The 24,074-nt window shown below is 44.6% G+C and carries 25 protein-coding genes and 1 tRNA gene; 11 read left to right on the forward strand and 15 right to left on the reverse strand.

The window, feature by feature from the left end:
* Nucleotides 1-476: 476 nt before the first annotated feature.
* On the reverse strand, nt 477-3,029 hold the full coding sequence (locus tag GC093_RS32625) for an adenosylcobalamin-dependent ribonucleoside-diphosphate reductase (protein WP_376768699.1): 2,553 nt from the start codon (nt 3,027-3,029) through the stop codon (nt 477-479).
* 505 nt (nt 3,030-3,534) lie between these two features.
* Between GC093_RS32625 and dat the strand changes: the two genes are divergently transcribed.
* Complete coding sequence (dat, locus tag GC093_RS32630) at nt 3,535-4,377, forward strand: D-amino-acid transaminase (RefSeq protein WP_171656135.1); 843 nt, start codon at nt 3,535-3,537, stop codon at nt 4,375-4,377.
* A gap of 108 nt (nt 4,378-4,485) precedes the next feature.
* On the forward strand, nt 4,486-5,022 hold the full coding sequence (locus GC093_RS32635; RefSeq protein ID WP_171656136.1) for a DNA topology modulation protein: 537 nt from the start codon (nt 4,486-4,488) through the stop codon (nt 5,020-5,022).
* A 48-nt stretch (nt 5,023-5,070) separates the two neighbouring features.
* On the opposite strand, the gene GC093_RS32640 is transcribed toward GC093_RS32635, so the two are convergent.
* From GC093_RS32640 to GC093_RS32655, 4 genes are all read right to left on the reverse strand, one after another.
* On the reverse strand, nt 5,071-5,712 hold the full coding sequence (locus GC093_RS32640; RefSeq protein WP_171656137.1) for an NAD(P)-dependent oxidoreductase: 642 nt from the start codon (nt 5,710-5,712) through the stop codon (nt 5,071-5,073).
* 95 nt (nt 5,713-5,807) lie between these two features.
* Nucleotides 5,808-6,251 carry an Rrf2 family transcriptional regulator gene (locus tag GC093_RS32645; RefSeq protein ID WP_171656138.1) on the reverse strand — a complete coding sequence of 148 codons (444 nt, stop codon included), beginning with the start codon at nt 6,249-6,251 and terminating at the stop codon, nt 5,808-5,810.
* A 190-nt stretch (nt 6,252-6,441) separates the two neighbouring features.
* Nucleotides 6,442-7,287 carry an octanoyltransferase LipM gene (gene lipM / locus GC093_RS32650; RefSeq protein WP_171656139.1) on the reverse strand — a complete coding sequence of 282 codons (846 nt, stop codon included), beginning with the start codon at nt 7,285-7,287 and terminating at the stop codon, nt 6,442-6,444.
* A 33-nt stretch (nt 7,288-7,320) separates the two neighbouring features.
* Entirely contained in the window at nt 7,321-8,415 is a 1,095-nt protein-coding gene (locus tag GC093_RS32655) for a hypothetical protein (RefSeq protein ID WP_171656140.1), read from the reverse strand.
* A 172-nt stretch (nt 8,416-8,587) separates the two neighbouring features.
* Here GC093_RS32655 and GC093_RS32660 point away from each other — a divergent pair, with 172 nt between their 5' ends.
* Both GC093_RS32660 and GC093_RS32665 read left to right on the forward strand, forming a co-directional pair.
* Nucleotides 8,588-10,384 carry a DEAD/DEAH box helicase gene (locus GC093_RS32660; protein ID WP_171656141.1) on the forward strand — a complete coding sequence of 599 codons (1,797 nt, stop codon included), beginning with the start codon at nt 8,588-8,590 and terminating at the stop codon, nt 10,382-10,384.
* The gene (locus GC093_RS32665; protein ID WP_171656142.1) at nt 10,381-11,400 is read left to right on the forward strand and encodes a YqhG family protein; all 1,020 of its coding nucleotides are present in this window, start codon (nt 10,381-10,383) and stop codon (nt 11,398-11,400) included. The genes GC093_RS32660 and GC093_RS32665 overlap by 4 nt, the downstream gene beginning before the upstream one ends.
* Here GC093_RS32665 and GC093_RS35625 read toward each other — a convergent pair.
* Complete coding sequence (locus tag GC093_RS35625) at nt 11,382-11,840, reverse strand: hypothetical protein (RefSeq protein ID WP_216624990.1); 459 nt, start codon at nt 11,838-11,840, stop codon at nt 11,382-11,384. The two genes, GC093_RS32665 and GC093_RS35625, sit on opposite strands and share 19 nt — an antisense overlap.
* On the opposite strand from GC093_RS35625, the gene GC093_RS32670 reads away from it, so the two are divergent.
* Nucleotides 11,827-12,585, forward strand: coding sequence for a hypothetical protein (locus GC093_RS32670; protein WP_216624991.1), 759 nt, complete (start codon nt 11,827-11,829; stop codon nt 12,583-12,585). The genes GC093_RS35625 and GC093_RS32670 overlap by 14 nt on opposite strands.
* Nucleotides 12,586-12,662: 77 nt before the next feature.
* Here the strand turns inward: GC093_RS32670 and GC093_RS32675 are convergent, their stop codons facing one another.
* The 4 genes from GC093_RS32675 to GC093_RS32690 all read right to left on the reverse strand — a co-directional run bounded on the left by GC093_RS32675 (nt 12,663) and on the right by GC093_RS32690 (nt 17,042).
* Nucleotides 12,663-12,869 (reverse strand): YqzE family protein, encoded by a 207-nt coding sequence (locus tag GC093_RS32675; protein WP_376768696.1) that lies wholly within the window; start codon nt 12,867-12,869, stop codon nt 12,663-12,665.
* 148 nt (nt 12,870-13,017) lie between these two features.
* Nucleotides 13,018-13,206, reverse strand: a complete 189-nt coding sequence (locus tag GC093_RS32680; protein WP_171656144.1) for a hypothetical protein — start codon at nt 13,204-13,206, stop codon at nt 13,018-13,020.
* Between the two features lie 241 nt (nt 13,207-13,447).
* Entirely contained in the window at nt 13,448-15,166 is a 1,719-nt protein-coding gene (argS, locus tag GC093_RS32685) for an arginine--tRNA ligase (protein WP_171656145.1), read from the reverse strand.
* A 172-nt stretch (nt 15,167-15,338) separates the two neighbouring features.
* Entirely contained in the window at nt 15,339-17,042 is a 1,704-nt protein-coding gene (locus tag GC093_RS32690) for a methyl-accepting chemotaxis protein (protein ID WP_171656146.1), read from the reverse strand.
* Between the two features lie 287 nt (nt 17,043-17,329).
* Between GC093_RS32690 and GC093_RS32695 the strand changes: the two genes are divergently transcribed.
* The 3 genes from GC093_RS32695 to GC093_RS32705 are packed head-to-tail and all read left to right on the forward strand — an operon-like array spanning nt 17,330 to nt 20,685.
* A complete protein-coding gene (locus tag GC093_RS32695) occupies nt 17,330-18,514 on the forward strand; it encodes a hypothetical protein (protein ID WP_216624992.1) in 1,185 nt (394 codons plus the stop codon).
* A 54-nt stretch (nt 18,515-18,568) separates the two neighbouring features.
* Nucleotides 18,569-19,270, forward strand: coding sequence for a response regulator transcription factor (locus GC093_RS32700; protein WP_171656148.1), 702 nt, complete (start codon nt 18,569-18,571; stop codon nt 19,268-19,270).
* Nucleotides 19,267-20,685, forward strand: a complete 1,419-nt coding sequence (locus tag GC093_RS32705) for a sensor histidine kinase (protein ID WP_216624993.1) — start codon at nt 19,267-19,269, stop codon at nt 20,683-20,685. Before GC093_RS32700 ends, GC093_RS32705 begins: the two co-directional genes overlap by 4 nt.
* A 2-nt stretch (nt 20,686-20,687) precedes the next feature.
* Here GC093_RS32705 and GC093_RS32710 read toward each other — a convergent pair whose 3' ends face one another.
* Nucleotides 20,688-21,173 (reverse strand): GNAT family N-acetyltransferase, encoded by a 486-nt coding sequence (locus GC093_RS32710; RefSeq protein WP_171656149.1) that lies wholly within the window; start codon nt 21,171-21,173, stop codon nt 20,688-20,690.
* A 394-nt stretch (nt 21,174-21,567) separates the two neighbouring features.
* A tRNA-Leu gene (locus GC093_RS32715) sits at nt 21,568-21,655 on the reverse strand.
* Nucleotides 21,656-22,094: 439 nt separating this feature from the next.
* Between GC093_RS32715 and GC093_RS32720 the strand changes: the two genes are divergently transcribed.
* Nucleotides 22,095-22,316 carry a hypothetical protein gene (locus tag GC093_RS32720; RefSeq protein WP_171656150.1) on the forward strand — a complete coding sequence of 74 codons (222 nt, stop codon included), beginning with the start codon at nt 22,095-22,097 and terminating at the stop codon, nt 22,314-22,316.
* A gap of 46 nt (nt 22,317-22,362) precedes the next feature.
* On the opposite strand, the gene GC093_RS32725 is transcribed toward GC093_RS32720, so the two are convergent.
* Entirely contained in the window at nt 22,363-22,572 is a 210-nt protein-coding gene (locus GC093_RS32725; protein WP_171656151.1) for a hypothetical protein, read from the reverse strand.
* 129 nt (nt 22,573-22,701) lie between these two features.
* On the opposite strand from GC093_RS32725, the gene GC093_RS36520 reads away from it, so the two are divergent.
* On the forward strand, nt 22,702-22,836 hold the full coding sequence (locus GC093_RS36520) for a hypothetical protein (RefSeq protein ID WP_281365355.1): 135 nt from the start codon (nt 22,702-22,704) through the stop codon (nt 22,834-22,836).
* A 50-nt stretch (nt 22,837-22,886) separates the two neighbouring features.
* Here the strand turns inward: GC093_RS36520 and GC093_RS32730 are convergent, their stop codons facing one another.
* Nucleotides 22,887-23,108, reverse strand: coding sequence for a hypothetical protein (locus GC093_RS32730; protein WP_171656152.1), 222 nt, complete (start codon nt 23,106-23,108; stop codon nt 22,887-22,889).
* A gap of 118 nt (nt 23,109-23,226) precedes the next feature.
* Here GC093_RS32730 and GC093_RS32735 point away from each other — a divergent pair, with 118 nt between their 5' ends.
* On the forward strand, nt 23,227-23,559 hold the full coding sequence (locus GC093_RS32735) for a hypothetical protein (RefSeq protein WP_246315798.1): 333 nt from the start codon (nt 23,227-23,229) through the stop codon (nt 23,557-23,559).
* A 144-nt stretch (nt 23,560-23,703) separates the two neighbouring features.
* Here GC093_RS32735 and GC093_RS32740 read toward each other — a convergent pair whose 3' ends face one another.
* The gene (locus GC093_RS32740) at nt 23,704-24,027 is read right to left on the reverse strand and encodes a hypothetical protein (RefSeq protein WP_171656154.1); all 324 of its coding nucleotides are present in this window, start codon (nt 24,025-24,027) and stop codon (nt 23,704-23,706) included.
* Between the last annotated feature and the right edge of the window lie 47 nt (nt 24,028-24,074).

Genomic DNA, 24,074 nt, shown 5'->3' on the forward strand with positions numbered 1-24,074 from the left:
TGATATAGGCAGCCTTAAAATTATGTGATCAAAGTAACCTGTGGGAACAAGGAATCCATCTTTTCTTTCACTTCCTTCGGAATACCTTTATAACCTTCTTCATCCACATTGTATAATTATGCATAATCTCATAAATTTTGAAAAATCATTTCATTAATTATGAAAATAATCTCTCCAATTATGACTCCACACATTTGACGCATAGACTCCTTCTCCCGACCCATCTTTAATGCAAATTCCATGTAATAACATCAAAAAAATGACAAAATATAGTCCAACTTTAAAACCTCATCACCCAGTATTTTATTCGAAATAACAAACACCTTCGAAAGCAACCAAATTATAAAAAAGGCCGTACCATCAAGGCACGGACCCGCGATATTTATGTTCAAACTCAACGACATTTTATCTTCAAATTGTCGACATTTTAAATTACAGCTCACATCATAAAAGCAAGGGTCCCCCCTCGCTTTTCCTTAACTGCACTTACCATAACCGCAATTGGTACAATTCTTGCAGCCCTCACTATTAATCAATGAAGCTGAGCCGCAGGATGGGCACAGGTCCAGCGATGTTGCTGAACTACGATTGACCGCATACTGGGCAGTTGTTTCATGCACGACCTCCTGGGTTGCAGTGACGTAGTCGTCCGCATCGTCGGAGAATTCACCGTGGATCTCGAGAGCTTTGGCTACTGCATCTGCGATGGATTCGACACGGTTGGCACCGAACCCTATTGCTCCAGAGCCGCCAATGCCTTTGAGATGCTTGGTTAACAGCTGCACCTTGTTGCCATGGTCGCCATAACGCAAGAACAACGAGCAGACTCGGCCAAGTGCCTCGGACATAGCGAATACATCAGATCCTGCTTTTCCTACATTCAGGAATATCTCAACGGGTGAGCCATTCATATCGTTAATCGTAATATAGGCCATGCCGAATGGCGTATTGAATTTGTAAGTTGCACCGCGCAAAATCTGCGGACGCCGTTTGTATTGCTTATCATCCACCCTGTCCGTCCGCGGAGCGGAAACAGCCAAAGATTCACCAATGCTGCTAAGCGCCGTATGACCACTTTCCTTGCTAGACGAGCTGGCAGGCACTTCTGATTTTTCGCTTGGTTCTGGTGTTACCGCTGAACTTGCATCACTTTTTTTATCTTCTTTCTTCTCTGTCGAAAGCACTTGAACATCACGGCTGCCGTCACGGTATATTGTAACGCCCTTGCAGCCAAGATCGAAGGCCAATTCGTACAGCCGCTTGGTATCGTCTACTGTAAAATCAGCTGGGCAGTTCGCAGTCTTAGAAATCGAACTGTCCACCCACTTTTGAATCGCAGCTTGAGCACGAATATGATCCTCCGCAGATAAATCCATCGAGGTTACGAAGTAATCCGGCAGCTCCTCTTCAGGATGAGCATCCTTCCAATCTTGAGCAATTGGCACATACTGCTTATCAAAGCCAAGACGGCTTTGGCGATAATATTCGAATGCAAAATAAGGCTCTATACCTGTCGAAGTGCCTACCATTGTTCCCGTACTCCCAGTAGGCGCTTGAGTAATCACAGTTACATTGCGCATTCCTTTTTTCTGAATGACTGCCCCAACCTCAGGGAATTCACTCGTCATCGTTTTCATGAAGCCGCTCTGTAAGTATTTATCCGCTTCAAATTGGGTGAAGCTGCCCTTCTCCGCGGCAATATCAGCGGATGCTAAGTAAGCTTCCTTGGCCATAAAACCGTAAATCCGGTCCATGAATTGGAGTGATTCAGGACTTCCATAACGAATCTGGAGCATAATCATCAGCTCCGCCAAACCCATCGTTCCAAGACCTACCCTGCGTTCATTTTGTTGATTAAGTCTGTTTTCCTCAAAATGATAAGGTGTCTTGTCAATTACATTATCTAGAAACCGCGTCGAATAGCGAACAACCTTGCCCAGCTCATCCCAAGCTACATCATGCTTTTCGGCATCATAAAATTTGGACAAGTTAACGGCAGACAAATTACATACACCCCATGCCGGCAATCCCTGTTCTCCGCATGGATTGGTGCAAATTATCGGATTGAAATACCAGCTGTTAGACATTTGATTGTAATATTCCATGAAAACAACGCCCGGCTCTGCAGATTTCCAGGCCGACTCTATGATCGTATGCCATATTTCACGCGCTTTGACAGTACGGTACACATTCACTTGCTTTCCAAGCTTCTTCCATTTATCCAGGTCGCCATCCCACAATTGGTCGTATTGAGGATCCGTTGTATCGGGATATACAAGATCCCAATCGAGATCTTCTTTCACAGCCTTCATAAAACCATTGCTGACGCAGACGGATAAATTCGCATTCGTAATTTGACCCATCGTTTGTTTAACTGTAATAAAATCAGCAACATCTGGATGCCAATCGTTCATCATAAGCATCAACGCACCGCGGCGGCTGCCTCCTTGTTCGATTAAACCTGTTGTGTAGCTAAACAAGCCACCCCATGATACAGCACCGCTTGAGGAACCATTAACTCCCTTAACGATCGCTCGTCTTGGACGAAGCGAGGAGAGATTGATACCAACGCCACCACCACGTGCCATAATTTCGGTCATCTCGGTTAACGAGCTCATAATTCCTCCACGGCTATCGTGAGGTGATGGAATGACATAACAATTAAAAAGCGTCAATTCCTCGCTCGCATCAGCGCCTGCAGCAATCCGTCCTCCTGGAACCAGCTTCCAGTCATCCAATATATATCTGAACTTCTCCGTCCACTCCGTTTGTTTCTCCGGAGTAGTTTCTACAGATGCCATTGCACCTGCCAAACGGTTCCACAATTGTTCAGGTGTTTTTTCCAATGTTAAAGTAAGCTTTTCAACCGGAGATTCTATAATATCCCCATTGCGAAGCTTAACCTTCACAATCCGTTCATTGCGGCTAATCACTTCCCCGACTTCTTTAGCCGGAAACTTAGGATCGTCCTTTGTCAGAACTAATACGGTATCTCCAACTTTCGTTAACGCAGTATCTGCGTTCTTCATGGCATAACGATCAAGGAAGATTTTTTCGCTTAAACCGCTTAATTTCTTGCTTTTTACTGTTTCCAAAACAATAACCTCCCGAGAATAGAGATCAACATCAAGCACAATATCTAGTATGTCTTCAACATTATACAACACAATATATGGTACTTCTAATAGGACAGTAGCGGAATTCACCGGTTAGGACAAGACACCTTGCCAATTGCTTGCATTTGCTCTGCAATTCACTCTTTTTCGATAGTTGAAAACTTTATTTTTTTCGACAGCTTTCACCTAATAATCGATTCGCAAGAACTATTTCCCGCGACAAAAGCACTACCAATCCCAACCTAATCATCCATTAATTACAGAGTGCAGCAACTTATTTTGACATACCAAGCTAACCTTGTTACCCTAACGATAGACAGCTTTTGAAATCAATCTTTACTAAATTGAGCATACCATATTCCCCACCTCAACACAAACGAATGTTCGCATTTCATTTCAAACTAAGGAGCGCCAAGCTATGAGCCTATATTTGTATCAAAATCAGTTTCTCCCTAAAGATCAGGTGTCCATTTCTCCAGATGACAGGGGCTATTATTTCGGAGATGGCATCTATGAAGTATTTCGCGTTTATAACGGTGTGCTTTTTGAACCGGAGGGTCATTATCGCAGACTGGAAAAGAGCGCTCGCGAGGTCCGCATTCCATTGCCCTATAACATAGAGCGGATGCATCAGTATTTGGTCGAGCTCATTCAAGCAAACCATATTCAAGAGGGTACGGTGTATTTGCAAATTACTCGCGGAACAGCACCACGTTCTCATCCATTTCCACCTCTCGATACAGAGCCAGTTTTGATGGCGTATTGCAATCAGATCGCTAGACCCCTAAGTACTATGGAGCAGGGAATTACAGCTATCACAGCGGATGACATAAGATGGCTCAAGTGTGACCTGAAAACGTTAAATCTGTTGGCAAATGTAATGGCCAAACAAGAAGCTTTAGTTCAAGGTGCAGGAGAGGTCATATTACATAGAAAGGGTACCGTAACCGAGTGCAGCTCCTCTAATTTCATGATCGTAAAAAAAGGTGAGATCTTGACACACCCTGCCAATAATCTCATTTTACACGGCATTACTCGTGAGGTTGTGTTTAGACTTGCCCGTAAATTAGACATAGTTTACCATGAACGAGCTTTTACTATTGAGGATTTGCATTCGGCTGAAGAGGCGTTTATAAGTGGAACTACAGTAGAAATAACGCCCGTTATCTCGGTAAACGGCAGGGCAGTCGGACAAGGAAATCCTGGGCCTGTAACTAGGAAGCTTCAACAAGCCTTTGAGCAGCTAGTAAACAGTCTGTAGCTTATATTTTCTGCTTGCCGCCGGAACCAAACCTATGTTAAATTGACAATTACTTGTAAAAGACCCAAACACCTGATGATGTCAATCTATTGGTCAGGAGAGTTCCTAATGAAAAAAATTGCGCTAATCGGTTCTGGAGGATCAGGTAAATCTACACTTGCCCGCAAGCTTGGTGAGCTTACAAAACTGAATGTGTATCATCTGGATGCGTTACATTTTCAACCCGGTTGGGTTCCCATGCCTAATGATCAATGGGAGCATCTGCAGAAACAGCTAATTCAAGAACAAGAGTGGATTATTGACGGGAATTACGGAAGAACCATCGATATCAGATTGAATGAAGCCGACGTGATCATCTTTTTTGATTTACCCAGGCGGATAACAACCTACCGAGTGATCAAACGAAGAATCATGTATCATGGAAAAACGAGGCCTGACTTAAAAGAGGGCTGTCCTGAACGATTAGATTGGCCATTTGTTAAATGGGTTTGGAATTACAGAGCAACGAAACGACCTGCGATTATGAAAAAGCTCCATACATTGTCTGCGGCCAAAATCGTTTTTGTGATTAAAAGCAACGCCGATATAAAAAGGCTCCTAGAACAAATCCAGAACGGAGAATCTCTCCAGAGCAATCTTTCATAAGGAAAAAAGAGGCAGGGAGCCCACCCACAGCTCCTTGCCTCTTTATTATTAATAGCCAACTGTAAAACGTTGACGGCTGTACTGGGGCTTCTCTACCTCATCCAGCATCGCAATAGCATAGTCCTCAGCAGAAATATAGCTTTCACCTTTCTCATTAACGATTAACTGTTCCGTTCCTGTGCGGTACTTTCCAGTGCGTTCTCCTGGAGCAATCTTAGCCGCTGGACTCAGATTCGTCCAATTCAATTCATTTTCTTGGCGATACACGCCTAGTGCGTCACGATGAGCTATTGCAGTAGGTTTAACGATTTCGGGGAATTCCGGAGTATCGATGAGCAGTACTCCAGGTGCAACCTCTAAGCTTGCAGCTCCGCCTACAGCCAAAAGCCGACCCACACCCGCTTTTTTTACTCCTTTAATTAAAGTTCGGGTTGCGTCTACTAGAGTATGTTCTTCACCAGTACCGAATGCCGGACCGAATGCACTTATGACGACATCATGTCCTGCCACTGCATTCGCTACACTTTCTTCTTCAAAAATGTTACCTGTTACAACCTTTAAGTTTTCATTCTGCTTAGTGATTCGAGAAGGATCGCGAACTACGGCAGTAACTAGATGTCCTCTTGTCAAAGCTTCCTCTAGAATACGTTGTCCAATGGTTCCGCTGGCACTAATTAATGCAATTTTCATCCTTGTTTCCACCTTTTCTAATTTATATAGTCATTCATCGAGGAATGTTAAATGAACAGTTGTAACATCGTTGATTACAACGAGTTTAAAAAAAATTAGTCCGCCTTAGACAGCTGAATTTGCTCAGCAAGCACGGTTACTAATTCTTTCATCGTAATATCCGCTAAAATTTTCTCCATTGCGTCTTGAGCACGCCCTAACAACAACTGTAGAACAGCCTGAATGTTAGCTCCTACAGGACATTGAGGGTTAGGTTGTTCGTGGATGTGAAATAGCTGGCCTTCTTCCACTACATCAACCGCTCTGAATACTTCTAACAAAGTAATCTCTTCCAATTCTTTTAGTAAGAAAGCACCGCCGGTCCCTGCACGCACATTTACCAACCCAGCCTTTTTAAGCTGCCCTAATATTCTCCGAATAATTACAGGATTCGTTTTTACACTTTCTGCAATCCACTCTGAAGTGCCATGAGCATCCTTAGCAATTGCTAGAAGAGATAATATATGAACGCCAATAGAAAATCGACTGCTAATTTTCATTAGTAACACCCTCTCGATGTAATCATTATAGTTACAACCAAGGACAGAAGTCAAGCGAATCCAATTATTCCTAGTTAACCCCCATTATTTTATAATAGAGGTTCAGAAGATTCAGCTTGACCCCCACTTTAGCTTTCGGCAAATCGAAACATCCTCCAAATGGCTATTGCTGAGCAGTGAGTGTGCTAGCTTACCTCCGAAGGTTCCATCCCTCATTAGCGTATTTCTCAGCAATCAACTGCTGGACTAATGATTGCTCATACTCAGTTAGCGTGCTTTCCACAAGCTCAATGTCCAAGCCCTCTGCTATCCCTGCCTGAAATGCTTCTTCCACCTCTGGTAATGTAACTTCCTGCTTATCGATACTGCGGCATAAATCATTAATGGCGACAGCTTTGTGGACAAATTGCTGCTTTAACCTGGCCTGCAGTCGCTCATTCGAAAACTTTAACACCCGAAACAACTGATCCACATCCATATCCAACAAAATAGAACCGTGCTGCAGTACAACCTGCTTTTGCCGGGTTTGGGCGCTGCCTGCAATTTTACGTCCCTCAACGACAAGCTCGTACCAGGATGGAGAATCGAAGCAGGCCGCCGAACCCATCGAAGCATATTTGCTTTTGTCCTCCTCGCTCTCCAGCTGAACCATGCGCGCATCCAATCCCAGCTTACGGAAACCAAGCAGCAGTCCTTCACTCAACACTCGGTATGCTTCTGTTATGCCGCTCGGAATGCCTGGATAACTCTCTGAGACAATAATGCTGTATGTCAGTTCCTTATCGTGAAGTACAGCCCTGCCTCCGGTAGGACGCCGTACAAAGCCTAATCCTTCCTGCTCAAGCTGATCAAAATCGATCTCTTCAATCGCCTTTTGAAAATATCCGATCGATAAGGTCGCTGGATTCCATCCATAGAATCGGACTGTCGGAGGAACCTTGCCCTCGCTGTGAGCCGTCAATATCGCCTCATCCACTGCCATATTGTAGGCGGGGTCATTCATGCCTGAAGAAATAAAACGCCATTGAGTTTTCATAGTATGCTCCTGTCTGTAAAGATACGGTTTGATTTACTTTTTCACTGCTATTCGTTTGCCTGTGGTAATCTCGGGGATACTAAGTTCACGGAGCGGTTGATCCGCCGCAGCATCTAAGCCTACAAACGCCAATGTGCCGTCTTCGGCCAATACCACAAATTCATTAGACAACACATCCGCATCAACCGGTCGGTGCTCCCATGCCAGATGAATTTGCTTGCGTGTTTTCAGATCCAGCAGCCCTAATGGTCTATCAAGCTCAACATTAATATTAGATAAGTCATAACGAACGATCAACATTTTACCTTGAAGTCCAACCATACTATAGGAGTAGGGTTTTGTGTTCGAAACAAAATTTTTCGTCAGCTCATAGGGAGTTTGTTTGGGGTTGTATTTATATATTTTATTAGACCATTCATTCTTGGATCGCTCTGATATCATCATATAAATATCGCCGTTCGTATCCAACGCCACTTGATCGAGCGGATAGCGCCGCCCTTCTTGAATCTGTTTGTCCCATTCCCCGCTGAGAACATCAGCTTTATACAGATTAGAGCTTGTCTCTATATTATTTGAAGTTACGAAGTAGACGCTCCTCCCGCTCCCTTTCACACTCTCAACGCTTCCTGGCACAAACCATTCCTTAAGCCATTTATGCTCCAACACATCATACAGGGCTACCTTCGTGAAATCTCCACTCTTCTGAGCCGTTTTATCGGCGGAAACAAGGAATAATACATCACCGAATAAATAACTGAACTTGGGAGATAATTGCGGCGTTGGGTATTGAATGAAGCTGTCTGCTTGCTTATCGCGTAAATAAAAGCCCTTGAACGCTTTCGGATCGTTAGCATTATAAACCGTAACCACCGTATGCTCGGAGGTATAGCAGATGCTGCTTATCGACTGCTCCGTATGCAGAATTCGTTTAGACAACTTCGTCTTGCTATTCACGCTGAACAGCTGAAACTCATCAGCCAGCAGCATATTGCCAGTCTCGTCTATGGCTTGGGTAGCCTGTGGATCGATTGGCGTAACATGAGTCTTAGTTTGGAACACAAAGAACAAATAAACGGTACTTGCGACAGTCAGTAGAATGAGAGAAATCCATAAGAACCGTTTTTTCAACAACAATCCTTCCTTTCTGCACAACTATAAACCATCATAATGCATTCAATCGAGTTATGAAAGTACCTCTTTTCGTCCATACTTAAAAGTAACGATTATGAAGAATTACCTATGTTCACACGTACGTTTGCCAGCTTGCCTTCCTAAGGAGGGCGATAAAGGAGCGTCTACTATGCAAACAACCGATCACAAAGAACACGTGCGACCGTTCAACGATCATGTTCAGCTTCATTTTGACAGGCAGTGGTTTGAAGAATTGCATACCAAAGCTCTTCGCAACGGCCCTTGGGACGATTGGACCTTATATCAGCTCGCTTACGAGGCTGAACAATCCAGCCTTATTTCCAGCTTTGATGAGCTGCAATGTCTCGTTCATATTCAACAACTAACCCCGATGCCTCATCAGATCGATACAGCCAAAAAGGTTTTGAACGAGATGCGCGGCAGAGCCATCCTGGCCGATGAAGTCGGTTTGGGCAAAACGATCGAAGCCGGACTTATTTTAAAAGAATACATCATTCGCGGCTTGGTCAAAAAAGTGCTAATCCTCGTTCCCGCTTCATTAGTGCTGCAATGGGTTCGTGAGCTGAATCAGAAGTTCGGCATTCCTGCCGTTGCCCAGAAAAAGGAATATATGTGGCAGCAGAACGACATAGTCGTCGCTTCCATGGATACAGCCAAACGTGATCCGCATCGTGAAATAGTATTGGGTCTGGAATACGATATGCTCATTATAGATGAAGCACACAAGCTGAAAAACAAAAAAACAACTAACTATCAGTTCATTACCGAGCTGCGCAAAAAATACTGCCTGCTGCTGACAGCAACACCGGTACAGAATGATTTAAAAGAGCTATACAATCTCATCACATTACTCAAGCCCGGTCATCTGGGTGGGCAAGGCAGCTTCCAGTCCAATTTTGTTGTGGATAAACGCGTACCCAAAAATGAGGATCAGCTGCAGCAGGAGCTTTCTAAGGTAATGATCCGAAATCGGCGAACCGACGGCAATGTGAACTTCACCAAGCGTATTGTACGCAACATTCCACTGACGCTTTCTCCCGAGGAAAAGGCGCTTTATGATGGCGTAACCAACTTTGTCAAAGGCCGCTATGAAGAATCAGGCAGTGATCTGAGCAGTATCCTATCCTTAGTCACATTACAGCGAGAGGTTTGCAGCAGCAGGGACGCGGTTTTTATCACCCTGGTCAATATGTTCAAGAAAACACCGGAGGATTCCCCGCTTCGCCCCCGAATCTGGGAGCTGGTCGAGCTGATCCGGAGCATTAAGGCCAACACCAAGGCGGAAAAAGTAATCGAGCTGATCCAAGATATTAATGATAAGGTCATTATTTTCACCGAATACCGGGCCTCGCAAGAATACTTGATGCAGTATTTGAAAGAACATAAAATTACTGCCGTACCCTATCGGGGCGGTATGAACAGAGGTAAGAAGGATTGGATGATGGACCTGTTTCGCAACCGCGCCCAGGTGCTAGTAGCTACAGAAGCCGGAGGCGAAGGGATCAATCTACAATTTTGCCATCACATGATCAACTTTGATCTGCCCTGGAACCCGATGCGAGTTGAGCAGCGGATTGGCCGTGTTCACCGATTGGGACAGAAGGATGATGTGAAAATCTACAACCTCTCTACCCAAGGTACAATCGAGGAATACATTTTATCCTTGCTGCATGAAAAAATCAATATGTTCGAGCTGGTCATCGGCGAGCTGGATACGATTTTGGAGAGGCTGGAGAAAACGAGCTCATTAGAAAATCATTTGGCCAAAATGATCCTGACCTCACGCAGCGAGGAAGATATAAAGCGTCAAATGGACGACCTCGGTCGTTCCATTTCAACCATTCGGACAGAGGTGGAGCAGCATACACAGGATCCCTCGCAGCTCACAGCGCTGCTAGATTCCGTGGCAGGGCAATCCGCTCCTCAGGCGGAGGTGCTTCCATGAACCAAACGCAAATTCAAGAATTCGTATTGCGCTACTTAGATGCGGAGCAATGCGATATTGTGGAGAAGCATCCAGCTTACGTTACCGTAAAGCTATCTCCTTCTGCCGATAAAGAGCTGACTTATCGACCTTATTACTGGAGCTTCGTGGAACGAACCGGGGTTGCGCCCGAGACGATGACCTGCACCTTTATCTTCGATCCGGATGGCCATAAGGCATCCGTTCAGGAGGCAGGCGGCGCACCGGCTGCTGGCTTGCCTCCGCAGGCTATGCCTGCTAGCGCCAGGCCAGCGGAAGGCAGCTCTGCGGGCATAACGCCGCCTGTGGTGCCTGGGCAAGAGCAGCAGCCGGACAGCATCCTCGGCCGCTATTTCGGCTTCGTGCCGACACAGATAGTCGCACGGGTGCCGAAGGACGAAGTCACCTTCGGGAGCCGAAGGCTGGAGCAGATCTTCGGCGCAGTGCGCAACAAGGGCCGCTTCGTCCACCTGTATGAGCAATTCAAGCCAGAGCAGAAATCCACAGCAACCCTCCCTTACGAGAATTGGCTTGCGGTGAATTTCAAGGTCGAGCTCGCATGTGATATGAAGCGAAGTGAGATTCACTCACTCGGCATTCATCTGGAAACAGGACAAATCCGTGAACGGTTTCAAGAGTCATTGCTTAACAAACGACTTACTCCGCGTCTGCCCGCGCAAATTTTCATCATTCCCGATAAAATTACACTGCCGCGAGCAGTTATCTATCTGGAAGAATATTTAGAGCAGCTGCTGAGAGGTTATGACCATAGCTGGGCCAAAGAAGCAGGCTTGCGCCTAACCGATGAGATCGACCGTATACGGGGATATTATGAAACATTAATCCAAGGAGCTGACCCTGAAAAGCGGTCTGAGGTTGAAGCCCAATATGTTAACCGCAAGCAAGAGATTGATTGGCAGTACAGACCGCGAATCCAAGTATCCGTCATCAATTGCGGTCTATTTCATCTTCAAAAAGATCACTTGCCCATCAACTGACGAATTCTGCTAAATGGCAGCAAAATAAGAAGCAAAATGATTTTACATTCCCTACAGGTTCTAACATCCTTTTCAAGACATATTTTATACAATAAGGGCATAGCAGCTTGTTCAACTAACGTATCTCGACATAACCTTCTATTAGAACACCTTTTCAAAACTACAAGCTTCATGTCCGAAAACAATACACAAGCAGGTGAATGGATGATCAAATCAACTCTATGGCTCATGTCGCTCGTTATCTGGACTAGCCTAATGCTGCCTATGCCTCTTTCCAATGCAGCCGTATCTAGCTCTGGATCATACACAGCAACAACACCCAATGCTGCGACTTCTGCAGCCTCATCGTCATCAGCAGAAGCGCCTATTCCCGTTCCTGTCCCATCGCCTTCGCAGCCGGATAACACCCTGTCTTCCCCATCTTTAATGGAAGCAATCAAGCAATGGACTCAAAGCATCTCTGCAAAACCAGGCTATGAGGCATGGAAGCAAGCAACCTGGACAAGCCAACCGCTTGGGCCAGGAACACATGGTTGGATCGTACTGCTCCAATCCAATGGTCAACCCGTAGGTTACATGGTGATACATGCAGCGGACCCGAACAATCCCACTAAGTACCGTCTGACTGAATACGGAAGTGGGAATACTCCTCTCTTCAGTATGCAAACTCTGTACCAATCTCTGGTACAGCTTGAACTAATGAATACTTCCTATCATGCAGAACGTCTGTATACAAGCCCCTTGCAAGCAGTCTGGAAGATAACCTCCGGTGAAGACCTGTATTTCATTGATGCCAAGACAGGTGAGGTTCTCCCCCAGCTAACGGTTTCCGAGAAGCAGGAGTTCGATAAACCACTTGAAGAACAAATAGCTTCCCTTCTGAAACCAGAGCATACGATAACCGGAAGTGTTCAACTTCCCGAATTTGATCCATATGAACGTCTGCCATGGGTAAAAGGCACTCCCGCACAATATGGATCCATCTCAGCACTGCTTAGCGACCTTGATCAGCAAAAAAAACTTACCTATACGGCCCAATTGTTTGATGATAAGGTTACGATCCCGTTAGCAGTAACTGGTTATCATCAATGGTCCAATAATGAAGTGTTTTTGCTGTTGGAGCAAAAAGGGCAGCGTGCGATTCCTTACGGCACCACTTTCCAGCTCGGAAAGCTGTATCCTTAACTAACCTAAAAGTAGAAAAGCTTCCCTTCTTCAACAGTCGATTTGGAAGAATCGTGTCTGTTAAAGAGCGAAGCTTTTCATTTTTTTATGCGCAAGCCTTGAGTCCACATCAGTATGGCTACAGGCAGCATGCCGAACCAGCGGTACTTCCAATGCTCCCGTGCCTCCCTCTGACTCGCCCTAACTTGCTTGCGAACCTCGCGAGGCGTTTCCATATAATGCAGCAGCTGTACGGTTACATATTTAACCAATTCATCACTTTTTGCCAGCACAACCACCCCCATGATATAAGTATGACCTATTTTTATAGGGGTAACCCTTTCTGCTAAAAAAATGGATACGGGCCGTCATAACAAGCGAATCTTAAAAGTACGGTCAAAGGGTGTCAGCAAATTCACATGAACATACTGGCATCCACCGGGATGCTGATCCTCACGAATATCCGGGGTTTGTACCTGCAAACTGCTTGTTGATCTCCTGTTCAAACAGCTTCAAATTGTTTTGATACGTGTAATAGACGGTAACTCCAAAAGCTATTGATATGATCATGGACAAGCTAAGAATCAGCTTTACACTAAAGCTTCTGCTGATGCCTAATAGATCACGCGCCAAATCATCCATTCACCGCCCCTTTTATGCTTGTAATTACAGTATCATAGGTTATTTTTCTCTCCAGCACAAAGTTTTCTGCACGAGGCTTCGGATAGGTTCACGCATGCAAAAACACCCTGAAATCCGCTTTCTGAGGAAAACGGATTCCAGGGTGTTTAGATTCAGCATTGCAATGTACATAGGAACAAACGAGTTGGTCTAGGTTGAGAGCACAGTTACCTTAAACTTAGCTCCTGCGTAAGTCACGCAGCTACATTTTTTCCGGTGCTTCCACACCGATTAGAGTCAAGCCATTGCGCAGTGTAATCTGCACACTCTTTACAAGTGCTAATCTAGCTTGACGCAGCGAAACATCATCAACAAGAATAGGGCACTCATGGTAGAAACGGTTGAAGCTTTGCGCCAAGTCGACCAAATAACGGCTGACAATTGAAGGCTCTAGCTTGTACATAGCCTGTTCCACACGTTCCTTGAACAGGTACAGCTGCTTAATTACTCCCTGTGCCTCAGCATCATCCAGCAAAGCCAGATTCAATGCATCAGACGATACAGGCAGCTCTATCCCTTCCCCGCCATTAGCTCTGCGCAGCAAGCTGCAAGTTCTTACATACGTGTATTGAACATAGGGACCTGTCTCACCATCAAAGTTAAGTGCATCCTCCCAAGAAAATACAATATCCTTGATCCGATTGTTGCTCAGGTCGCTGAAAATAATGGCGCCCACACCGACTTGACGAGCAACCTCGTCCCGGTTTTCCAAATTCGGATTTTTCTCTTCGATAATCTCCCGAGTCTTCTCAACCGCTAGCGTCAATAGCTCCTCTAGGCGAATTACATTCCCTTTACGAGTTGACAGCTTTGCACCCTCAAGACTTACTTTACCGAAAGGCACGTGGGCAAGCTTATTAGACCAATCATAGCCCATCAGCTCAATAACTTTGAACCACTGCTGAAAGTGCAAGCTCTGCCCTGCATCTGTAACATAAATAGCTTTCTCGAAATCATACGTTTTATTACGATAGATTGCAGCCGTAACATCCCGAGTATGGTACAGTGTTCCCCCATCCTTCTTGATCATTAGAGCAGGAGGCATGTTGTATTCGTCCAACCGTACCAGCTGCGCGCCATCATCCTCTTCCAGGAGCTTCTTTTGCTTCAGCTCCTCGATGATCGCATCCATTTTATCATTATAAAAGCTTTCGCCTGCGTAAGAATCAAACCTTACACCAAGTAAAGCATACATCTTCTCAAATTCCTTTAAGCTGATTTCAACAAACCATTTCCACAACTTTAAGGCTTCTTCATCACCCTGCTCCAACCGAACAAAGCATAGTCGAGCTTCGGTTTCCAGATCTGGATTGTTATCTGCCTCATCGTGGAATTTAATATACAAGCGCTGCAGCTCATCGATGCCTTCTGCTTCAACCGCAGCCTGGTCTCCCCACAGCTTATAGGCAACAATCAATTTACCGAACTGAGTTCCCCAATCACCTAGATGGTTAATTCCAACGCAATTGTACCCGAGAAACTCATGAATTTTATAAATCGCATTCCCGATCATAGTAGAACGAAGGTGGCCGATGTGAAATGTTTTGGCTATATTAGGTGACGAAAAGTCAATGACAATGTTCCGACCATTGCCTATATTTTGCGAGCCGAAACGTTCTTTCAGTTCAAAAACCTCACCAAGCACATCCGCAGCAAACTGTCCGCGATTCAAATAAACGTTGAAGTAGCCGGATACAGCCTCCACCCGTTCGAAAGCTGGATGCGCTTCCCATTGCTCCTTCAACCCCTCCGCAATGGCTTGCGGCGCTTTGCGCAGCTGCTTGCTTAATTTAAAGCAGGGCATAGACAAGTCACCCATCTGCGGGTTAGGCGGGTATTCAATTAGCTCGGCAATTTCATCCTCACTAACACCTTCCACCTGCGAAACTAGTCTGGATGCAAGTAAACTTTTATAATTCATGATTGATGATCCCCTTTTCTTTTCAATATCGAGCTGATCGGCAATCGGTATTTTATACAATAAAGCACCCCAAACGGGGTGCTCAGAAGACTTTTGTCCCAATATACCTTCATTGACATATGTTACATTATAGCTATCTGCAAAAAATGAGTCAAGCAAAGAAGCAGGTAGGCTAAGAGATTTTGAACTTCCTAACCACTCCGCTCAGCTCCTCGCTTATCGTTTCCATCCCATTAGCTTCGGTAGTGATTAATTTCATGGAATCCAACTGACCGGCAGACAGCTTGGCCACCTTCGATGATTGCAAAGACGATAGCTTGGCAATCGTCGCCGTTTCATGAACGGATGAAGCGACCTCCTCCGTACCTGCTGAAATTTGCTGCGAAATCGCTGAGATTTCCATGATCTGTCCATTAGATTTATGAGCTTTGTCTACGATGCTTTGGAATCCGCTGGATAACTGGTGAATGTATGTTTTGCCTGTCTCCATTTCAACCATTTCCCGCTCCATCGCCGCTACCATATGCTGAATCTTGAGCTGCACGGTTTCAATTAATTCTGCAATATGCTCAGAGGATAGCCTCGACTGTTCAGCCAGCTTACGAATTTCACCCGCTACAACTGCAAAACCTTTGCCATCTTCACCTGCTCTCGAAGCTTCGATAGAAGCGTTCAAAGCCAGCAGATTGGTCTGGGTCGATATTCCCTTCATAACCAATACAATTTGACCTATTTGTTCCGAGTTATTGGATAATTCCTTAACAGCTCCTGAGGATTCTTCTACTGATTGATGTATCGAGTCCATTTGTTTCAGAACGCGGTCCAATGTTTCACTACCCTCTACCGCTGCACCTAGAGTATCCGACATCATCTCAGACATTGTCATTGCGGAGTCGGCAATTCCATTGATTCCTTCTGCAATTTCCTCCATGGCACGCGCGCTCTCGTCCGTCCCTTTCTCCTGCGCTTCAGCCCCTGCTGCTATTTGCTGCATAGCGGATACCATCGTGTGAATCGAAGCTGCGGTCTGGTTAGCGTCTCCCGACAACACTTTGGATGTCCGATTAACCTCTCGGGAAGTATCCTCTATGGTATGTATCATTTGCTTTAATTGAATACTCATTTGATTCACTGAACTAACCAAGCTGCCAATTTCATCTTTGCTTGTGCTTGTAATGGCCTCTCCAGTTAAATCGCCTTCTGCAATTTTTTGCACCCTAGCACTGACGAGTCCAATAGGCTTTATCATCCTGCTGATTAGTAAGTAAGCTATTAATGCGGCGACTACTGGAAAAATGCCTCCTGTTTGTACCGTAAACTTCAGCATCTTAAAAGTACGATCCTTAATGATCGATGCGTCAAAATCAACTGCCATCAACGCTACAATGTTTTTGGAGCTATCATGGTCGGCAAAGATTGGAGCATAACCGGATTTACGGTCAATACCTGCAAAGTTATGAACTGCTGACGCTTCAGGATGCTTCATGCTAACCAGCATGTCTACAGCATCACGATCCACAAATACTTTATCTCCTGCTTTATATCCCTGTGCTTCCCAACGTTTATCAGGCACAATCAGCACGCCATCCAAACTTATTATTGCAGCATTTTTAAAAATAGGCTTATGATCAACGATCCAGTTAACTTTCTCCTTTAAGTTCTGAGAAACTTTGCCTTGCGACAACTCCTGTATCTCTACAGCTGTAAGCAGCCCTGAGGTAATGCTCGCGCAGCCTATTAATTCATCGCCTGCCGCTTCATCAACCTGTTTGTAATTCACATAATATCCAATACTAAGAAGTGATAATACACTTACCATTACAGCTATGACCACTAACCATGTAACCTTACCTACAATCCCCATTTTAATGTTCATGAATATGTGCCTCTTTTCTCTATATAGGTAGCTGTACCTACAAAGTATCATGATAAACTGACTCTATACTGTGATAAATATCACACCATATAGTGTTATATTTAAAACTGTTACCGTTTTGTTACGCTTCCTTGCCACTACGGCTGGTATAATGACCTAATGAATGAACCCTAGATAAGAAGGTGATTACCCTGTTACAGTTCAAGCTCCGCGGCACATTCATGTTGTTTATAGCTCTCACCTTTTTTTGCAGTGGCTGCGCACTTACTAAAGACCCGCAGTCCTATATGCGGTTACCACGATTACCTGAGGAAAAGGAAAGCTTGAAGCAAGTGATCCAGAATGCACTTCCTTCTGGCGCATCTTTAGTACGACCGAAAAATTCCCGAGCTTCTGGCTCCATATTCGTAAACGATCTGAATCGGGATGGTATACTGGAAGCTATTGTATATTACAAGACTTCAGAAAGCAACCTAGGATTAACAGGCATGCTGTGGCAACAGGATGGAGAAACGTGGAAAATGCTTGACCAGTTCCAAGGGGAGGGTTACGAATTGGACACGCTGTTGTTTGACGATGTAACCCATGACGGCAGCATCAATGTGCTGGCCGGCTATTCTGGAGGAGCTAAAGTATCCAAAGGATTGATTGTTTACCATTTTGACGGAAAGCTTTTTTCCAAAATATTGGAATCTCCTTATACCGAATTTATAGTCGATGACATCAACCAAGATAATAAAAAGGATATATCCATTCTGACATTAGAACGAAATGTCTCCTCGTCATTGACCGTCTTCCAATACGACTTAAACAGCTTTCAAACCGTTGGAAAGACGCCGTTAGATCCTCATGTAAACGGCTACTATTCTATCCAATCAGGCTGGATCGCTGAATCCGTACGCGGGGTTCTATTGGATGCCGGGGTAGGTGCTCATTCAGCATACACTCAATTGGTATATTTTGCACAGGGCAATTTGATTAAAGTCTTCCCAGACAATGATATCCCCATGAAGCCGCGCCCTTCGATTAACGGTGACTTCAACCATGACGGTATTGTGGAGATTGGTATCGACCAGGCGCCAACAGGCTGGGAGAATGAAGCTTATGCTTCGACTCCCTGGATTACAGCCTTTTACCGTTGGGACAGTCATACGGGCTACTCTCCAGCCCCGCTATATGAACTGTATATGGATTTAAGCAACGGTTTTTACTTTGAAATACCAGTCGAGTGGGATAAAACCTATGTGCTTCAGCGGCCCAAAGACGAAGAAGTGCTGCGGTTCATATCTAGCAGTAATGGCGAAACAGTAGAATGGAAGACGATGTCTGAGGAAGCTTGGATCGGCATACAGCCTTCTACCGATTGGATGGAAATCGGCCGAACCGCCAAAACGGTAACTGCTCTTCACCTTAATGAAGCGAGTCGCAAATACATGACCCATTTTCGGCCCCTGTCCGAGCTGGTGAAATAGCTGCTGAATGCTTATCCTTTCGGCTAAAGCCAAACTCTTAGGAGATGCGAACCCATGAGCACTGTACTTTTATTAGAGGATGAAGAATCAATTCGAAGCTTTATCGTTGTTAATTTGCTTCGTGAAGGATTCCAGGTTATTGAAGCTGCCTCAGGCAGTGAAGCCCTGCAATCTCTTCAGGAGCACCCTGAGATCAACCTTGCATTGTTAGATGTCAAGGTGCCTGCACCTAATGGATTTGAAGTCTGCAAGTACATCCGGCAGAACAATGAGCGCATGGGGATTATTTTCTTGACGGCCAAAGTTCAGGAAAAAGATAAAATACTCGGTTTGACTCTCGGAGCCGACGATTACATAAGCAAGCCGTTTAGTCCGGGTGAATTGATGGCACGTATTCACTCTTTGCTGCGCCGTGTTGAATTAAAAACTCCTACAACCAATAGCAGCAGATTAATTCGCTCAGGCCCTTTTGAGCTGGATATGGAGGGTCGTGAGGTCAAGAAAAACGGTCTCTTACTGGAGGTGACTCCAACCGAGCTAGCTTTACTGCGGATGTTCATGGACCATGAGGGAGTGCCGTTAAGCCGCGACTCGCTGCTGGATAATGTATGGGGAAAAGATTATTATGGCGATCCCAAGATGGTTGATGTCAATATACGACGACTCCGCCAAAAAATCGAGAAAGACCCCTCCAAGCCTATTTTTATTCAGACGGTATGGGGCTTCGGCTATAAATGGACGGATCCTTCATTATGATTAAAGCAGGAATGAAACGGCTTGTCGTGTCCCATTACTTTCTCGTGGTTTTGTTAACCTTAATTTTAGTGGAAAGTGTGTTTATTTACTCTGTTCGAACTTACTACTACAACACCATTTCCAATCAACTCAGTAATCATGCCCAAGTATCGGCTTCCTTCTATAATAAGTTTCACGCCAACCTAAACGTTATGCTGCTTGACACCCAGTTGGCGGATATTACGGATTCCTTTGCCCATAACAATGCTGAGCTGCAAGTTATTAGCACCCAAGGCACCATTCTAACCAGTTCTAGCGGCTTCTCTGTTCGGGAGCAATTGTTTACTAAGGATGTGCAAGCAGCAGCCCAAGGAGCTACCAGTCGTTGGATCGGTGACAATCCAGGAACACTCGAACGCATAATGGCTGTCTCTACCCCGCTTCAATCGAACGGCCAGTCCATCGCTGTGCTGCGTTACATCACTTCCTTGGAGGCCGTTGACCGTGTGATACGCACATTATCTGGCATTGCTTTGTTAATTGGTTTGATCATATTGGCAACAGTCACACTGATTAGCATTGCATTAGCAAATTCCATAGTTAAGCCGCTCCATCATATAACAACAGCTTCTTCCCTTATGGCCAAGGGCCGATTCGATACACGAATAGACGAAACCTACCGGTATGAGCTCGGGGAGCTGGCCCAAACTTTAAACTACATGGCCGAAGAAATTGTCAAAACCGATAATTTGAAAAATGACTTCATCTCGTCTATCTCTCATGAACTACGAACGCCGTTGACCAGTATAAAAGGTTGGAGCGAGACGATTCTGCTTGGTGATTTACAAGATATTAATGTAACAAAAAGGGGTCTTAAAATCATTTCCAAAGAAACGGACCGTTTGGTCGGATTGGTTGAGGAACTGCTTGATTTCTCCAGATTGGAACAAAAGCAGCTTGTGTTAGAGGTTAAACAAACGAATATACTGGAATTGCTTAATGAGGTTATACTTCAGCTCACAACCAAGGCTTCGATCAAAAACAACTCACTCCGACTTATCAATAACGCACCTGAAAATAGCATCATTCCTGGGGATGAAAACCGTCTAAAGCAGGTGTTTATCAATCTCGTCGATAACGCAGTTAAGTTCGCTCATCCAGATACGACTATAGACGTTTCCTTATTAGTCGAACGCGAATATTACGTAATTCGCGTTCGTGATCAAGGTATCGGCATCCCGGCCGAACATATCAACAAAGTTACCGGTAAGTTTTATCAAGTTAATCCCGGAGGTGGGGGAACAGGCTTAGGTCTTTCCATCTGCAAGGAGATCATTAATCTGCATGGCGGCACTCTCACCCTGGAAAGCATCCAAGAACCCCAAGGTACCGAAGTCGCTGTCCGTCTGCCGATCACGCAGGTACTCCGGCAGTAAGATTACAGCATTTTCTGCATCATAATCACGTCCAGCATCCTACCGAACTTGAAGCCTACTTGCCGCATAATTCCTACATGCTCGAAATCATAGACTTGATGCAGATGGATGCTGCTCTCATTCCCTACAACAATTCGGGATAAGACTGTGTGCAAGCCCGCTGCAAGCCCAGCATCTAGTACTTGCTTCATCAGCTGCTTGCCAACACCCTTCCCCCTGTAGTCACTGTGAATGTACAAAGACAATTCAGCAGTCCTTCTATAGGCTAGCCGGTCGGAATAAGGATTTAACGATGCCCAGCCAATAATAATGCCAGCCTGCTCCGCAACCCAAATGGGGTATAATTCTCCATGGTTGTGAAACCATTGTGTCTGCTGTTCTAAGGTACGCAGCTCCGTATCAAAGGTGGCTACCGTATTTAATATCGCTTCATTATATATATCCAGAATCGATTCAATATCCGTTTGCTGTGCTGACCTAATCTCCATTCATGTCTCCGCCTTTTCTTATTTTGATAGTGTAAAAAGCTTCTCCCTCAGGCATGGCATCACAAATTAAATTAAAAAACCACCTGCTATGAATCTAACAAGTGGTTGTAAATTAAGAACTAGCGCGATGTGACACAATAAAGGATTGTCCTCTCGCATTTGCCCACTGCTTATGACGTCTTTTCTCTCATAAAATGATATCACCGAGGGAAGATGTTGTCAATAAACATACATCTTTCTTGCGTCTAGGTTGATATGATACTGATTACTTTGAATCTCTGGTCGAGAAAACGGTATCCAATTAGCTAGACATGGCATAGCCGCTTTCTTTACTTTGACTCTATTTAAATACAAAAAAACTCCAGAGAATTCTCTAGAGTGTCGTTTAAGTATGTGGTGCGGTCAAGAGGACTCGAACCTCCACGGGGGGTTAGCCCACACGGACCTGAACCGTGCGCGTCTGCCAATTCCGCCATGACCGCCTATTAGAAGTGTCTCTTCAATTAAACTCTGAAGGGGACAAGAAGTATAATATCATCTGCTTTGCTAGATGTCAAACATCTTTCTAACATTTTATTCATGGGGGGAATTTCTTAACTCAGACATTATTGAACTAGGCAATAAAACAGTAATAACAAACCCAAGCTATAAGACACCAGATTGGGAGCGTAAACAAAATACCATAAACGGTTCCCTTCAGCGTTGACCCTTCATCAGACATCTTACACCCTCCCTTTAAATCCCAGCACCGCTGTACTAAGGACTGATTGATTGGATTATATTGTATGCTGTGAAAAGTACATTTATACTCCGATTTTCATCCAACTATCAATTATCATTTTTTCCATGCTTGGCCCATATAATGGAGCAAAGAGCAAGCCTAAAAAGCTTACGCTGCCAAACTCTTAGGAGGATTCCAGAATGGTACTATATCAGATAGCCATTGGCGTCATTGCCGCTTTATTAATATGGGGGTTCATTAAGCTAACCTTCCAATCTATGCTTTGGATAATAGGTATTGCTGTTGTAGCAAGCTTTATTATCCCTGGTGCTTTTCTTTTTCTAAGTGGCCTTCTATTCATCCTTATCGGGATGCTTGCGACACTGGGAATCATGTTTGTTTTGGGGGCTTTTAGGCCTTAGAGAGGATCTACACGCTAATTTGATGCCTTCTTCTTACCCTTAGACCTTACCCCTCCCTGTATGCCTGCAGAGCCCTCAAAGCCCATTCCTTAGCTGCCTGCTCGTCTTGCATCGAAGGGATGTCGAACAAATGTGTATATGCCTGTCCAGTTCCTGCAGAAAGCCTTATAACATCCCCGCTTACCCCAATCTCACCCTCACTTTGAAGCCTTAGCGCATAATAAGCGTCCAGCATAACGGTTTGCATTTCCTCCAACAAGCTTCCCCTCCTAATTCTCTACCAGCTACCATATAGGGTTCCAGTAACAGCTCCGAGTTATTCTTATCTGCAGTGACGGATAAGAACATTATGAACTAGATAACCTATTCTCGGGGAGGTGATAACATGGCTGGCAGAAATAATAAACCGAAAAACAGAGGACCTGCTTCTCATCCGTCTAGGCTAGAGCAGTTTGATGAAAAGTGGGCAGAGGGTAGGAATACGAAAACAGCAGCTGCTGATTCTCCAGAATCTAAATAACACCATTTTTCATGCAAGTTCACAAGGTAGCCGGGGGCAGCCCCGGTTTTTTACCCTTCAATCCACTCTACATTCCGTTCCTCAGCAAAAGGCTGATAATGATGCTTGCGATCAAGCTTCACAATGCGCCTATTTTGCTTCCGAATCATTACCGTTTCATCATCCCATGCAACCACAATTCCTTTTACATCATTTTTGACATCGGCATCCCTTACAACACGAATCAATGTCCCTTCAACCCGATACTGATCCAATAGATCTTCCGTAATCATTAAAATCGCTCCTTTTTCTATCCAGCCTATGTAAGAATAGAATACACCAAACGAAGCGTACAATAAACCTATTAGGAATTACTCAAGTCATTTGCTCAAAAGGAAGGGAACCTTAAACATGGATATGAATACAGAAACCGAAAAAAAGACCTTTTACGTTTCAGTTGGCCAAGGAGAAATTTTGGAGCCATCCAACATGACAGGTAATTTTGAATTTGTCATCAACGCAACCGAGGAAGAGCGTGACCAGCTTGAGGAGTTGTTCGAGGAATCGATGGAAGCTCAAGAAGATACAGGCATACGGGCACATATCCCATACCGGGAATATCATAACGACAAGGAAAACGATGCCGCTGATTATTACTTAGCCCAAATTTATCAGAAGCTGCATGAGCTTGGCACGCCTGAGACCAAATCACACATCGAAAGTATGAACATATTGCCAGATTAATTAACTCCCTTAAAAAATACCCTTTAAACACCATGCGCCATAATCAGCGTGACCTCAATTTCCGCGTACAACAACAAAACCTATCTCACCATATAGGTGAAATAGGTTTTATTATTCCTACTGTATAGCACGTACTTCGTACGACTAGCTTACATGTTCTTTAGAATCATTAGTTTCAAACCAGTAGTCAAGAACCTTGCTAGACATGACTCTCTTTTGTATATAATCTACCTGTTGTTGAGAAAATTGTTCCTGCCATTCTTCCCCTAGCTGTTCACACAACTTAACGATCGTTAACAATTCAGACCACGCTACGTAACGTTTATACCAAAAAAATTGAGGATGTTCAATCATATAGGGATACAGGTCGTCAAACTCTGTATGTTTACAATCGAGGGCACGTTCAAAGTGAATTTTGGCTTCGCTTAACTTTGTCTCAAAAAAATCGGCCGGGACTCCATTCCCCATAGCAATGCCTCCTCTCTTAACATGTAATCATTATAAATGAAAATGAT

It is taken from the genome of Paenibacillus foliorum, from assembly GCF_013141765.1.
Taxonomy (GTDB): domain Bacteria; phylum Bacillota; class Bacilli; order Paenibacillales; family NBRC-103111; genus Paenibacillus_S; species Paenibacillus_S foliorum.

Bases quoted from the DNA above. Each gene is read 5' to 3' on its own strand.
- GC093_RS32740 (WP_171656154.1), bottom strand. From the start codon at position 24,027: ATGGGGAATGGAGTCCCGGCCGATTTTTTTGAGACAAAGTTAAGCGAA.
- GC093_RS32695 (WP_216624992.1), top strand. From the start codon at position 17,330: ATGCGGTTACCACGATTACCTGAGGAAAAGGAAAGCTTGAAGCAAGTG.
- GC093_RS32735 (WP_246315798.1), top strand. From the start codon at position 23,227: ATGGATATGAATACAGAAACCGAAAAAAAGACCTTTTACGTTTCAGTT.
- GC093_RS32700 (WP_171656148.1), top strand. From the start codon at position 18,569: ATGAGCACTGTACTTTTATTAGAGGATGAAGAATCAATTCGAAGCTTT.
- GC093_RS32705 (WP_216624993.1), top strand. From the start codon at position 19,267: ATGATTAAAGCAGGAATGAAACGGCTTGTCGTGTCCCATTACTTTCTC.
- GC093_RS32675 (WP_376768696.1), bottom strand. From the start codon at position 12,869: ATGGGGGTGGTTGTGCTGGCAAAAAGTGATGAATTGGTTAAATATGTA.
- lipM (WP_171656139.1), bottom strand. From the start codon at position 7,287: ATGAAAACTCAATGGCGTTTTATTTCTTCAGGCATGAATGACCCCGCC.
- GC093_RS32730 (WP_171656152.1), bottom strand. From the start codon at position 23,108: ATGATTACGGAAGATCTATTGGATCAGTATCGGGTTGAAGGGACATTG.
- GC093_RS32710 (WP_171656149.1), bottom strand. From the start codon at position 21,173: ATGGAGATTAGGTCAGCACAGCAAACGGATATTGAATCGATTCTGGAT.
- GC093_RS32690 (WP_171656146.1), bottom strand. From the start codon at position 17,042: ATGAACATTAAAATGGGGATTGTAGGTAAGGTTACATGGTTAGTGGTC.
- GC093_RS32665 (WP_171656142.1), top strand. From the start codon at position 10,381: ATGAACCAAACGCAAATTCAAGAATTCGTATTGCGCTACTTAGATGCG.
- GC093_RS32680 (WP_171656144.1), bottom strand. From the start codon at position 13,206: ATGGATGATTTGGCGCGTGATCTATTAGGCATCAGCAGAAGCTTTAGT.
- GC093_RS32635 (WP_171656136.1), top strand. From the start codon at position 4,486: ATGAAAAAAATTGCGCTAATCGGTTCTGGAGGATCAGGTAAATCTACA.
- GC093_RS32720 (WP_171656150.1), top strand. From the start codon at position 22,095: ATGGTACTATATCAGATAGCCATTGGCGTCATTGCCGCTTTATTAATA.
- GC093_RS36520 (WP_281365355.1), top strand. From the start codon at position 22,702: ATGGCTGGCAGAAATAATAAACCGAAAAACAGAGGACCTGCTTCTCAT.
- GC093_RS32645 (WP_171656138.1), bottom strand. From the start codon at position 6,251: ATGAAAATTAGCAGTCGATTTTCTATTGGCGTTCATATATTATCTCTT.
- dat (WP_171656135.1), top strand. From the start codon at position 3,535: ATGAGCCTATATTTGTATCAAAATCAGTTTCTCCCTAAAGATCAGGTG.
- argS (WP_171656145.1), bottom strand. From the start codon at position 15,166: ATGAATTATAAAAGTTTACTTGCATCCAGACTAGTTTCGCAGGTGGAA.
- GC093_RS32625 (WP_376768699.1), bottom strand. From the start codon at position 3,029: ATGAAGAACGCAGATACTGCGTTAACGAAAGTTGGAGATACCGTATTA.
- GC093_RS32640 (WP_171656137.1), bottom strand. From the start codon at position 5,712: ATGAAAATTGCATTAATTAGTGCCAGCGGAACCATTGGACAACGTATT.
- GC093_RS32670 (WP_216624991.1), top strand. From the start codon at position 11,827: ATGGAAGCAATCAAGCAATGGACTCAAAGCATCTCTGCAAAACCAGGC.
- GC093_RS32660 (WP_171656141.1), top strand. From the start codon at position 8,588: ATGCAAACAACCGATCACAAAGAACACGTGCGACCGTTCAACGATCAT.